The 12265-nt window shown below is 48.8% G+C and carries 13 protein-coding genes; 5 read left to right on the top strand and 8 right to left on the bottom strand.

The window, feature by feature from the left end:
- A partial coding sequence (locus ACKU4E_RS18795) for a phenylacetate--CoA ligase (protein WP_320172601.1) occupies nucleotides 1-1031 on the top strand: 1031 nt, incomplete at its 5' end.
- A 25-nt stretch (nucleotides 1032-1056) separates the two neighbouring features.
- On the opposite strand, the gene gmhB is transcribed toward ACKU4E_RS18795, so the two are convergent.
- The 8 genes from gmhB to ACKU4E_RS18755 all read right to left on the bottom strand — a co-directional run bounded on the left by gmhB (nucleotide 1057) and on the right by ACKU4E_RS18755 (nucleotide 7897).
- Complete coding sequence (gmhB, locus tag ACKU4E_RS18790) at nucleotides 1057-1590, bottom strand: D-glycero-beta-D-manno-heptose 1,7-bisphosphate 7-phosphatase (protein WP_320172600.1); 534 nt, start codon at nucleotides 1588-1590, stop codon at nucleotides 1057-1059.
- A gap of 92 nt (nucleotides 1591-1682) precedes the next feature.
- Complete coding sequence (locus ACKU4E_RS18785; protein WP_320172599.1) at nucleotides 1683-2489, bottom strand: tetratricopeptide repeat protein; 807 nt, start codon at nucleotides 2487-2489, stop codon at nucleotides 1683-1685.
- Nucleotides 2490-2519: 30 nt separating this feature from the next.
- Nucleotides 2520-3644 (bottom strand): glutamine-hydrolyzing carbamoyl-phosphate synthase small subunit, encoded by a 1125-nt coding sequence (gene carA / locus ACKU4E_RS18780; RefSeq protein ID WP_320172598.1) that lies wholly within the window; start codon nucleotides 3642-3644, stop codon nucleotides 2520-2522.
- Complete coding sequence (gene kdsB / locus ACKU4E_RS18775; protein ID WP_320172597.1) at nucleotides 3641-4384, bottom strand: 3-deoxy-manno-octulosonate cytidylyltransferase; 744 nt, start codon at nucleotides 4382-4384, stop codon at nucleotides 3641-3643. Before kdsB ends, carA begins: the two co-directional genes overlap by 4 nt.
- A 137-nt stretch (nucleotides 4385-4521) precedes the next feature.
- Nucleotides 4522-5799, bottom strand: coding sequence for a glycosyltransferase N-terminal domain-containing protein (locus ACKU4E_RS18770; RefSeq protein WP_320172596.1), 1278 nt, complete (start codon nucleotides 5797-5799; stop codon nucleotides 4522-4524).
- A gap of 61 nt (nucleotides 5800-5860) precedes the next feature.
- Nucleotides 5861-6769: a D-alanine--D-alanine ligase gene (locus ACKU4E_RS18765; protein ID WP_320172595.1), complete on the bottom strand. Its 909-nt coding sequence runs from the start codon at nucleotides 6767-6769 to the stop codon at nucleotides 5861-5863.
- On the bottom strand, nucleotides 6735-7394 hold the full coding sequence (locus ACKU4E_RS18760; protein ID WP_320172594.1) for a phosphohydrolase: 660 nt from the start codon (nucleotides 7392-7394) through the stop codon (nucleotides 6735-6737). The genes ACKU4E_RS18765 and ACKU4E_RS18760 overlap by 35 nt, the downstream gene beginning before the upstream one ends.
- Nucleotides 7395-7612: 218 nt before the next feature.
- Nucleotides 7613-7897 carry a hypothetical protein gene (locus tag ACKU4E_RS18755; RefSeq protein WP_320172593.1) on the bottom strand — a complete coding sequence of 95 codons (285 nt, stop codon included), beginning with the start codon at nucleotides 7895-7897 and terminating at the stop codon, nucleotides 7613-7615.
- Between the two features lie 465 nt (nucleotides 7898-8362).
- Here ACKU4E_RS18755 and ACKU4E_RS18750 point away from each other — a divergent pair, with 465 nt between their 5' ends.
- The 4 genes from ACKU4E_RS18750 to ACKU4E_RS18735 all read left to right on the top strand — a co-directional run bounded on the left by ACKU4E_RS18750 (nucleotide 8363) and on the right by ACKU4E_RS18735 (nucleotide 12250).
- On the top strand, nucleotides 8363-8680 hold the full coding sequence (locus ACKU4E_RS18750) for a TusE/DsrC/DsvC family sulfur relay protein (RefSeq protein ID WP_320172592.1): 318 nt from the start codon (nucleotides 8363-8365) through the stop codon (nucleotides 8678-8680).
- Nucleotides 8681-9102: 422 nt separating this feature from the next.
- Nucleotides 9103-9852, top strand: coding sequence for a hypothetical protein (locus ACKU4E_RS18745; protein ID WP_320172591.1), 750 nt, complete (start codon nucleotides 9103-9105; stop codon nucleotides 9850-9852).
- 442 nt (nucleotides 9853-10294) lie between these two features.
- The gene (locus tag ACKU4E_RS18740; RefSeq protein WP_320172590.1) at nucleotides 10295-11401 is read left to right on the top strand and encodes a radical SAM/SPASM domain-containing protein; all 1107 of its coding nucleotides are present in this window, start codon (nucleotides 10295-10297) and stop codon (nucleotides 11399-11401) included.
- Nucleotides 11402-11431: 30 nt separating this feature from the next.
- The gene (locus tag ACKU4E_RS18735) at nucleotides 11432-12250 is read left to right on the top strand and encodes an SDR family oxidoreductase (protein ID WP_320172589.1); all 819 of its coding nucleotides are present in this window, start codon (nucleotides 11432-11434) and stop codon (nucleotides 12248-12250) included.
- Nucleotides 12251-12265: the final 15 nt, after the last annotated feature.

The raw sequence follows: 12265 nt of genomic DNA, 5'->3' as shown, positions 1-12265 counted from the left end.
GCATCCACGGTTCAAGCGGGACAACCGGGAAACGCAAGATACTTTCCTATACGCAAAAAGATCTTGATACCTGGAAAAACATGTTTGCCCGCTGCTACGAACTCGCCGGGTTGAGTACTTTGGACCGGGTCCAGATATGCGTCGGTTACGGTCTGTGGACGGCCGGGGCAGGCTTTCAGCTGGGATCGGAACACTTCGGGGCCATGACTGTTCCTGTAGGACCGGGCATGCTTGAAATACAGTTGCAGATACTGGTCGATCTTGAGGTCACCTGCCTGTGCTCTACCGCTTCAATGGCTCTGCTGCTCGGCGAAGAAGCTCAAAAAGCCGGTATTACCGACAAGCTGAAACTGAAACGCTGCATTTTCGGTGGCGAGGCACATACACCTAAAATGCGCAGACAGTTTGAAGAAGCTCTCGGCCTTGAATCCAGCTATGACATCTCCGGCATGACCGAACTATACGGGCCCGGAGCCGGGGTTGAGTGTCCGGCACATGAGGGAATACATTACTGGGGAGACGAGTACATCGTTGAAATCATCGACCCGGTCACCTTGAAACCGGTCCCGGACGGCGAGGTAGGAGAACTGGTGGTGACGACCCTGCACAAGGAAGCTTCACCCCTGATTCGCTACCGCACCCACGACCTGACCCGTAAGCTTCCGGGTAAATGTTCCTGCGGATGCTCCATGCCGCGCCATGACCTTATCTCGGGTCGCAGTGACGACATGTTCATTTTCCGGGGAGTCAACATCTATCCCGGACAGATCGCCTCCGTGATGGAAGGATTTCCTGAAGCAAGTTCCGAATACCAGATATATCTGGAACGCAGAGACGGTCTGGACCACATGACAGTGCGGGTGGAACGCAAGCCGGGTGTTTCGGAAAGTAATGATGATAATCTGGCAAAGTCAATTTGCGATGATATTCGCAAATTCATCCTTGTCCGCTCAACAGTGGAAATACTTAAGCCGGGCCAGCTGCCCAGAAGTTTCGGGAAGACCAAAAGAGTTTTCGACGAACGGGGTTAGCAGACTGAAGATTTAGGCCGGCGGATTATCCCCGGCCCATGATATATTTGGCGGCATCAAGCAGATCATCGGCCACGTAAGTTGCCAAATCCGCGCATTTGGATTCTTCAGCGGCACCTTTGCCGGTCCGGACCAGTATGCTTTTCGCATTCCGGGCACGCCCGAGTTCAATGTCGCAGATCTTGTCGCCGATAACGTAGCATTCCTGCGGGTTCATGCCGAACCGCTCTACAGCCTGATCGAACATCCCGGGGGCCGGTTTACGGCATCCGCATTCACGATCCGGTGCGTGCGGACAGAAAAATATGGCCGAGAGTTCAATCCCTCTTTCAGCCAGCAGTTTTTCCATGCGCGCATTTACAGCATGCATGTCCGATTCCTGATAATATCCCCGCCCTATGCCGGACTGGTTGGTAACGACTATCAGACCGAATCCGGCATCATAAAGCTTTTTGAGTCCCTCAAATGCGTTGGGAAGCATTTCCACCTTTTCCGGATCGCTTAAATAATGGGTGTCCACAATTATGGTTCCGTCACGGTCCAGCAGTACATATTTCATTATTTTCTCCGACATAAAAAAAGGAGAAGTCACATGCGGACTCCTCCCTGTAATTTCTTTTCCGGCAGGCACTGCAGTCTGTATCGTACAGGCTATGCCTTGCCTATTTTTTTCATGGCAAACTTGAGCATTTTTTCAGCTTCTGCAAAACCGGGATTTATAGCGACCGCTTTTTCCGCAGCCTCGGCCATCTTGTCCCATTTCTGCCAGTCATAGTACAGTCGACCGGTGTTGAAATAAAGGTATTCATCCTTGTCGTTTATCTGCAATGCCTTCAGATAATATTTTTCAGCAGCTTCAAAATCCTTCATTTTACGCAGAACAATGCCGATACGGTTATAAAGGAAAATAGCATCCGGATCATTGGCAAGAGCCTGTTCCAGATATTCAAGAGCCTCGTTGTAAAGTCCGGATTTGATGAACTTATCGGCGATTTCAGCCCGCAGCTCCGTATCATCCTTGAACTCACGGATAAGCTTGTTGAAAAGCTTCTGGGCCTCGGAAACCTTGTTTTGCTCAATCAGGGCCTGCCCTTTTTCAAGAGCATCCCTTTTCTTCTTTTCCATTGCAGCAAGCAACTGCTGGGCATTGGCGCTCACATTTTTCTGCAGTTCCTGCAGAATCTCTCTAAGAGTTTCAAGCAATGACTTCTCATCACCACGGGTGTAGTTGATGATAAGCGGGTAGTCTTCCCTGAGCTTTTTATCACTGTTCAAAATGTGAACGGTATTTTCCAGCAGTTCCTGAAACTCTTCCCGCTCCGACTTCATGAGCCCGCCCTTGAGTATTACAAGGACGGCATCGTAAACGGCCTGAACGGCAGCCATTGCTTTCTGCTGCTTCAGCAGAGAGGTAATACCGGACAGTTTCTTTCTCGCATTTGTAAGTTCACCGGACATCTTGGTCTCCGACTTTTAGTTGCTCCGCTTCTATTTTCCGGTGGCTTCTTTTACCAGAGTGCGGAATCTGGAAAAGAAGTAACAGCTGTCGTGCGGACCGGGAGCTGCTTCCGGATGGAACTGGATTGCGATGATCGGCTTGGTCTTGTGCGCGAATCCTTCAAGGGTTTCATCGTTCAGGTTCTTATGGGTAATTTTAAGATCGGAACAGTCGGAAATGTCAACGCAAAACCCGTGGTTCTGAGAAGAAATTTCAATTTTACTGCTTTCCATGTCCATAACCGGGTGGTTACAGCCATGATGACCGAATTTCAGTTTGAAAGCCTTTCCGCCCAGTGCGAGCCCCAGAATCTGGTGCCCGAGGCAGATACCTGCAACCGGGAGGTCTTCACAGAAAGAACGGGCATTGCTTACCGCAAGGTCCAGAACGGCAGGGTCGCCGGGACCGTTGGAAAGAAAAATAGCGTCAGGCCCAAGAGCCCTGATCTGCTCCTCGGTATAATTGGAAGGCACGGAAAGGACGTCAAAACCCTGCTCTTCAAGAAGACGCAGTATGTTCCATTTAAGGCCGTAATCCACAAGCACCAGACGCGGTCCGTTGCCTTTCCATTTGTAGCCGGAAGAAACATCCACAGGAACAGGTTTGTCATCTGCCCAGGCGTAGCAGGTTTCACAAGTAACCTTATCTGCGAGGTTCTGGCCTTCCATGGTCGGCAGCTGTTTTGCCTTTTCCACCAGCTTGGCAGGATCGCTCTCTTCTGTGGAAATGATTCCGCGCATGGCGCCGTTGATGCGCAGGTGACGGGTAAGAGCACGGGTATCAATACCTTCAATGCCCATGACCCCGGCCTCCTGCAGGTATTCAGGCAGGGATTTTACGGAACGCCAGTTTGAGGGATGCTTGCAGCATTCCTTCACTATAAACGCGGCTACATGAATTCTTGAGGATTCAATATCCTCCTGCGTAATTCCGTAGTTACCGATCAGAGGATAGGTCATACAGACCATCTGTCCCGTGTAGGAGGGGTCGGTGAGGACTTCCTGATATCCGGTCATGCCGGTGTTGAAGATAGCTTCTCCGCCGGATTCGCCGGGACCGGTAAAGGACGAACCTTCGAACCAGGTGCCGTCTTCAAGTGCCAGTATGGCTTTCATATTAATTCCCTCTCAAGAATCTTTATTGCTGTATCCAGGTCTTCAGGGCGGTCGACTCCGTGGCAGGAGTGGCCTGTGATTGTGACGTGGATGGGTATTCCGTTTTCCAGCAGTCGGAGCTGTTCCAGCCGCTCGCGTTTTTCGAGCGGAGAAACTTCCATGCCGGCAAAGGTTTCAAGGGCTTCCATGCGGAAACCGTACAGTCCGATATGCAGTAGGTAATTCCCGTCTCCATCATGGGAATATGGGATTGGTGAGCGGGAAAAGTATAACGCCCGGCCGTCTTTTGCAAGCGCAACTTTCACCCTGTCGGGGCTGGCTGCCGCTACGGCACTGATAGGCGAAGCCAGAGTTGTTACCCTTACATGGGCCTCCGCAAACGGGCTGACCAATTCCGTAAGCATTTCAGGAGCAAGGCAGGGTTCATCTCCCTGAATGTTCACTACCACAGAATCTCCGGGCAGTCCCAGCTTCTGCGCCGCTTCCAGAACACGGTCCGTGCCGCTGGTATGCTCGGTCGAGGTCATCACTGCCGGAACTCCGTGCTTTTCCGCAGCTTCCATTATCAACTCGCTGTCCGTGGCCAGTACCACCCTGTCCATTTCAGGACACCTGGAAGCACGATTCCAGACATGCCAGAACATGGGTTTGCCGCAGATTTCGGCCAGCGGCTTTCCGGGAAAACGGCTGGAGTCATACCGGGCGGGGATGACGCCGTAGCAACCGTACACAATGCTCATCTGAATTTAAATCCTCACTAAAAAACGGGTACTCAAGTCTGAAAAAGAGCGCATAGCCGACATCTTCCCGGCATCGCAATCATGCTTTACCACGAAAATCTGATTACATTCGAGGCAAAAATAAAAAAATACCGAGGCTATCCCAGATTGCGTTTGATTGCCGCACATGCGGCCGCCGTCCCGCCACGCATTTCTCCAAGATACTTCTCAAAATCCTTCTTGAGTTTCTCAGGCTTCATGGGCCGTTTGCTTACTTCAAGCAAGGCCTGCAGAACAGACTGCCAATCCTTTTCCTGTCTGGCCATCCGGGATTCGAAGATCCCCTCACCGACCCAGGTGAAATTGGACCAGTAAGGACCTATGATGGCTGTTACGCCGTGGGCCAGAGGTTCAAGAAAATTCTGTCCGCCCACTGGGGCCAGCGACCCGCCGATAAACGCAGCCCGCGCCAGAGGAAAGGCCGAATCCATCTCTCCGAAAACATCCCAGAGCACCACGTGCCCGAAGGGAGCATTACCCTCTATCTCGGAACGCAGTACCCAGGGAAGTCCGGCTTCTTCAAGCATGGACTTCCAGGCATCAATACGATGCATATGCCTCGGAAACAGCCCTATCACGGTCTTTGGCCGCTCCGCCTTTAATCCCTGCACAACTTTCAGGACCTGGGATTCCTCTTCCTTGCGGACGGAACCGAGAATGATAAAAGGTGTCTTGGGACGGAAAATAGATGAAAGCGGGTTGGCAGTGTAGGGAAGCGCTTCCGCGGTAATCGTTCCATCAAACTTTACATTGGGCATGGTCCCTATCTTGTCGGTTTCGAACAGAGTCCGAAAGCGGGTGGCATCATCTTCTGAAATAGCCAGAACTTCCTCCGGTGCCACAGACCGGAAAAAATTGTCAAAAGCCATGTATCCGGCCAGACTTTTAGTGGTCATGCGTCCGTTTATGATCAGGACCTTTACACCGCAATCCTTGCAGGCAGAGAGGAAGCCGGGCCAGATTTCTGTTTCAATCAGGACTACCAGTTTCGGCTTCACGGCCTCCAGAGCTTTCCTGGCCAGATCCGGACTGTCGAAAGGGAAATATGTGCAGGCGAGGGAAATATTCCTGAAATTGGGAGTAAGCCGACGTGCTGTGCGTTCAAGCTCGGAAAGCCCCTGAGAAGTGGTGGTGGTCAGCAGAAACCTTGTGGGACGATCCATGGAAATGGCATCCATGATTCTTGTCACAATCCGGGACTCACCGGCTGAAGCCGCCTGAATCCAGACATCAGCACGGGGAGGAAGACTGTGCTTCAAAGTCCTGCGGTCGAAGCCCTCCCTTAATCTCTCACTGCGCTTGAGAAAGGGAATGGCTGCCTTCCAGCCGAGGCCGTAAAGAAATGAGGCTGTCCTTAATTTGAGGGATTTTGACATGTGGTGATCCTGACTTTTCCGTTCCGTGGTCCGCCGCACCGGCAGTCCCGCTGTGTTAAAATTACTTCCGCTTCCTCTGCCCCAGTTCAATGAGTTTCGCTATCAAGTCATTGAACGAATACCCCGCGGCCCGGGCGGCCCGGGGGACAAGGCTTGTGGGGGTCATGCCTGGCAGTGTATTCACTTCCAGCAGATACGGCTCTCCTTCTGATATTATGAAATCGGCCCTGCTGTAGTCCGCAAGCCCGAGCAGCCTGTGAACCTTCAAGGTTATCCGCTGAATCTCTTTCGTGATATCAGCGGGTATGGGTGCGGGGCATATTTCCTCCGCCCCGTCCGGGGCGTATTTGCTGTGGTAATCGAAAAATTCAGCGCTGTCGGGAGGAGTGATGAGAATCAGCGGCAGAGCTTCCTCATCCAGAATTCCGCAGGTGACCTCAATCCCGGCCGTGTACTCCTCGACCAGGGCGCTGTCGCCCATTGCGAACACGGTTTCAATCCCCTGCGCCAGTTCCGCTTCCGTCCTTGCGAAAGTCATCCCCAGACTGGAACCGCCTGAATTGGGCTTGATGAACAGAGGGGGCTTGATTTTTTCCACGCCCCTGCATCCGTCAGCAGGACAGACCAGTTCCCAGCGGGGAGTGCGGATTCCATTGCGGTCGAAAACGGTTTTTGCCGCCCCTTTGTTCAAAGACAGGAAAGAACTTTCCGGTCCGGCTCCCTGATACGGGCAGCCCGCCTGATTCAGCATGGCCTGGATCAGGCCGTCTTCACCGGGCGATCCATGCAGATTTATGAAAGCGAAATCGGCATTTCCGGCACGGGTTAAAATCTCCGGAAAATCACTTGCAGGGTCCAGTCGTTCCACTTCATGCCCGAGTTCGAGCAGAGCGGTGTGGATGCCCTCCGCCCCGCTCAGCGAAACGTCGCGTTCATCAGACCAGCCGCCCGCTATCAAAAGAACATGCATTGAGGTCTACTCCGATCAGCTTACCGAGCCGTTCCTCAAGGACGAGGGCCTGCTCGTATGTTTGATGTATTCTCTGGATAATTTTTTCGGTTTTCCCGTATCTGACCTTCAGGTCACCGAATCTTTCATCGAGAGTAGTAAGGGTGTCGTGCATTACGCGTTTATCGGCGTAGCTGACCACCAGAGGAAGAAAATATTTATCCGCTTCCGGCTCGAACGGCCAGAATACGTGATGCAGCACCCCCATGGATACAGCCGGATTACCGGTCAGGTGCATGGTCCATGCTGCGCCGAGCTGGCTGTGGTTGCCGCCGTGGTGAATGCAGTAGCTCTTTGCAATGTCGTGCATCAGGGCAGAAGCCTGTATGGTGGGAACATCCACATCAATCCCGGACTCTTCGGCCATAAAAGCTGCCTGAACGGCCACCTTGGCCACCTGCGTACTGTGGGCCTTGATATTTTCGAGCATTGAATAATCATCCCACCAGGAGATACACTCGTCAGCGGAGGGAACAGGCCATGAAGGGTCGATTCTCACCGGAGGGGGAGGCTGCAGTGATGCCTGCATGGGGGGATAGCCGGGGGAAGGTCTTTCCGGTATTTTTTTCAGTTTGATTTTGTCCATAGGAATTTATTGCGACCTGTTTCGAACTTTAACTTTCTTATATTAGCACTTTGTGAACAAAAAGGCAAAGCCCCGAAAACAAGAATTCCGGGGCTTTGCCTTTCGCATCGGCGCATACATTCTGCCGGGAAGCAGAGCTTGTGTTTAAAGGCCGTTACACCTTGTATGACCGGAAAAATGTCAAAAACTTGAGCAGTTTTTTCCAGGAACTTCGGAGATCAAATATCTTCCTGCAATAGAGGATCGGAAAGAAGTGCCATTATCCGGGACATATTGAAATCATGTGCGTCACTGATTGAATTACCCGCAGCACCGGCTTCCATGGTCTTTTCCAGGAGTTCATCAGGATCAGCATCAGCTGCGCGCAACCCTGCAACTATTCCGCCGGAAACAGTGTCCGCACGGGCCTCGCGGGTTTCAGGCCGGACATTTTTTTCCCTGGCAATATTCTCACTTGTATTGGCATGCACGCCGGACGCTTCTCTTGCAAAACTGATTTCCATTTTGTTTCCTCCTGGTTAGTCCCCAAACAGATACAATTTCCATACCTTTTGAAAAAAATATCTATATTTCAAAATATTAATAAAAATAAACGGTCATTTTTGCCCACTAAACATTTGTTTTCGAACCATAAGACAAAAAACAGTGCACTCCTGTTTATTTCAATGGCCGAATATCTCTAACATTAGGAAACACATCGGAAACATTTCCCCGTTAACGGACAAGCGCCTCAATCATCCAGTCTTACAGCTTGAAAAAAGCGGACTCATCAAACTGTACGAGCATTCATTTTTTATGAAATGTTTCGACTAGCTCAATATTTTCCTTGAATTTTTTTCCCCTAGGTTTTAATTCCCAATTTGGGTAAGTGAGAGACTTTCCCGAAAATGTATTTCGCGGAAAGTCACTGGAGCCTGTATGGTAAAACGGCCTGGCCGTTTCTACGATTAATTTTTAGGAGGTTTTACATGGCACTCGTTGAATATCAGGGCAAAAGCTTTGACGTTGATGAAGACGGTTTCCTGCTCAAGTTCGAAGACTGGTGTCCCGAATGGGTAGACTTCGTTAAAGAAAGCGAAGGCATCAAAGATCTGAACGATGAGCACCAGAAGGTTATCGACTTCTTGCAGGACTACTACAAGAAGAACGGTATCGCACCTATGGTCCGCATCCTTTCAAAAGTAACCGGTTACAAACTGAAACACATTTACGAACTGTTCCCCTCCGGACCCGGTAAGGGAGCTTGTAAAATGGCTGGTCTGCCCAAACCTACCGGCTGCGTTTAGTTTTAGACCGTTAATTACAGTTTGTGAGATACGGAATGGCCACGGTGGCTGTTTCGTTTTTGTTCCAAAGTCAGAAAAACCCCGGGGATCGGCTCCGGGGTTTTTTTATATTTATTACCGCGTTGTCAGTATGTTGTATTGAGTGCTTCTTTCCCGTCCCAGTCTGTGCGCCCGCTTTTTTAAAAGTCACCCACCTTTTATCTCTCCAAAATGAAAGACGCGCTTGCAGGACAGGTCTTACACCCTCAAGCAGATCGAGCCTGCGTATATCAGCGGGGCAGGTAACACCAGGAGGTGATCCTTCTTTGCTTATATTCGAATCGTTTCATGAAAAGGTGTTGTTATTTTTTTGTAACATTTAGCTAAAGCTTTTATAAAGTCATCCGATAATAGTGTGTATAAGCATGGTACGGAGGTCTACTATGAAGATTAGATCGGGTGCTAATATAAATTTAATGAAAGTTAATGTCGCTAACATAGAAGACCAAAAAGAAGATTTACCAGAGCAGACACAGGATACAAAAACAGAAGCTGGAACCCCTGAAAAACAAACAGATCGTATTACTTTAAGTGCAAGACCTTTAAATATGATGGCTGGTAGTTTTGTTCATGCTGATGGAGCGAATGATACCGATAACTACAGTCTGCTGAATTTAAATGGTATGAAGAGCAACCAGAGTTTAATGACCAAATTTGGTAGTTTTATGGTCAATCTTATTGATAACCGTATGGCGTTCACAGACGATCTGATAAAATCTGGAATTGCGCCTATAGACGCTAAATATATAGCGGCAGCAGAATTTGAGAAAAAGGGTCTTGATGCGCATGATAAGCTGGGTAAAGAGATGGAGGAAGAAGCGCTTGAGAAGGAAGTAGAAGAAATTATTGAGGACATCGAAGAACGCACCGAAGAAGTAGTAGAAGAAAAGCAGGAAGAGAAAGCTGTCGAAACGAAGGAGGCTGAGGAAAATATTCAAGAAAAAATAGAAGAAAAAATAGCTGAGAATTCGGATCAGTCTGCCGCAGGTACAAATGCTGATGAAGAGGTTGATTCTGATTCAGCATTAGTTGAAGGTAGGCCAACAGGTGCTGATACATCATCTGTGGCTGCTGATAACGCTCCAGAAGCAAAAGGATCAGGCACTGGAGAAAATGTGGATACATTTGTTTAAAATGAGAAGGGCTGCTTGGCAATTTGAAACTCATCACATACAAATAGACTTAACATGATCCTTCTGCAAAATCATACTCACTTTTTTAAGGCCACCCTCTTTTTTTCCCCAAAAAGGCCGCGCCTGCAGACAGGTCTGCCAATCTAAAATCGGGCTAACCGGCGTCTGTCAGGGAGCTCAAAGCGGGGCTAGACAAAACATAACAACTGAACTGAGCAGAAACAATGCCCCTTATTCGCTTTCCTGTCTCGAGGCATGTTGATAAGCAGTTATTCATATTTTATTTACAGTCCGGATCAAGTTTTAACCATCCTTCATTATCTCTGTTTTAAATAAAAGGTCCCGGTCAGGATAATTGCCTGACCCTGGCTTTACTCGCAGGCTGTTGTGTAATAAAAATCTAGATTATCATAAATTTAATGAAAATAGTTTTGGAGTAGCTATGTACGATACTCAGTTTTTTCAAAAGACCTATGAGTTGAAACAGCAGATAATTGCCGGCAAAAAGAATTCCCTTGATTGGCATGAGATTTTTGATGAGTTTGAGAGACTGCGTAGAAGACAACCGATGGTTTTCAATATTGAAACCACAAGTTACTGCAATATGAAGTGCGTGATGTGTCAGAGAACTACCGACATGCAGCGCAAGCCTTCGCACATGAGCATGGAGGTCTTCCAGCGCATAGTAGAGCAAATGCCCGCAATGCCCGCAACTCAATTCGAAGATTGGCAGCGGTTTGTGGACAGCAATCTGCGCACCGACTCCAAGCCATCCGAGAACAACTTTTATTTTGATGTCGTTGCCAACGGAGTTACCCTGCACGGTTTTGGAGAGCCTCTTCTTGATCCCCTCCTGCCCGAGCGGGTTGCAATGTTAAGAGAAAAGAACATCAACTCTTATTTTTCCGCAAATCCCTGCAATATAAAACTTCCTTTCATAAAAAAACTTTTCGAGGCCGGAGTAAGCCATATCAAGTTTGCCATGGACAGCCTAGATGACGATGTTGCCAGAAAAATCCGAGGAGGTCCGGCCGACTTTACTGAATCATACCGGAAAGTTCTTGAGGTCCTTAAGCTAAAGAAAGATATGAAGGCTGAAACAACAATTGTCATGACCATGCTCGACATGAGCGGCGACCCCGCTGTGCTTCCTTCATTCATTGATCTCTGGAAAGATAAGGATGTGTATGCCTATGGTAAAAGTATAGACAATCAATGGCTCCTCAAGACAAAAGAAAAAGCTGAAGCCAAGACCGCTGCAGAAGCAAGTAATAAAAGCCACTACCAGAAACAATACTGTGAATTTCCATGGACCTCTGTCACCATCATGGATAATGGGAATGTTGTTCCCTGCACTCAGGATATAAACTGTACATGGACTTTTGGAAACGTCATGGAACAGAGTCTGGAAGAAATCTGGAACGGTAAAAAATTTGACGAATTCAGAAAACTTCATATGTCAAAGGATTATCCTCAAAATTTTATGTGCCATGAAAAATGCGACCTTAATCTTTTGTCCTATTTTTACAGCGATCGCGATTCTGAATAACCGGCAAAAACTCAAATAGGAAAATGTGTTATGGTCACAGACTACAATCGTCTATTCGATGTGACAGATAAGGTTGTCGCCATTGCGGGGGCAACTGGCATATTGGGTGCCGTTTTCTGTAAGGCTCTGGCTCAGGCAGGTGCCATAGTTGCTGTCGGCGGCCGGAATTGCGAAAAAACCGGCAAGCTGGTCGCTGAAATTGATGAGCAATATCCCGGCAGGGCCAAGGCATTCAATCTTGATGTCTCAAGTGAGGATTCGGTAAAATCATGGGGAAAAGACCTTTACGAGGAGTTCGGAAAAGTCGATGCGCTTATCAACAACGCGGCCTTTAAATCAAAAAAATATTTTGCTTCTCTGGAGGAATATGACCTCGCGGACTGGCAGGCGGTGGTTGATGTAAATATGACCGCTATATTTCTAACTGTAAGGGAAATAGGCTCCCGAATGGCAAGGGACGGCAAGGGAACCATCATCAATATTTCGTCAATTTATGGGATTGCAGGTCCTGACCAGCGTATCTACGAAGGATCGTGGTACGAAGACGTGGGCGGTGCCATAAATACCCCCCTTGTCTATTCTGCAACCAAAGGAGCAGTGGTCAGCATGACGAAATATCTGGCCACATACTGGGGAGATAAAGGAGTAAGAACAAACACAGTGACTCCCGGTGGTGTTTCGTCTGGGCAAAATGAGGAATTTATGAAGAACTACGGCAACAGAGTTCCTCTGGGGAGAATGGCTGAATCCCATGAAATAGTGGGTGCGATTATGTATCTTGTCTCGGATGCTTCAAGCTACGTTAATGGAACCAATCTGGTTGTCGATGGCGGCTGGACTGCGTGGTAAGCAGCGTTTCAAAGA

It is taken from the genome of Maridesulfovibrio sp., from assembly GCF_963677005.1.
GTDB lineage: Bacteria > Desulfobacterota > Desulfovibrionia > Desulfovibrionales > Desulfovibrionaceae > Maridesulfovibrio.
This window is presented reverse-complemented; position numbering and strand designations above follow the sequence as displayed.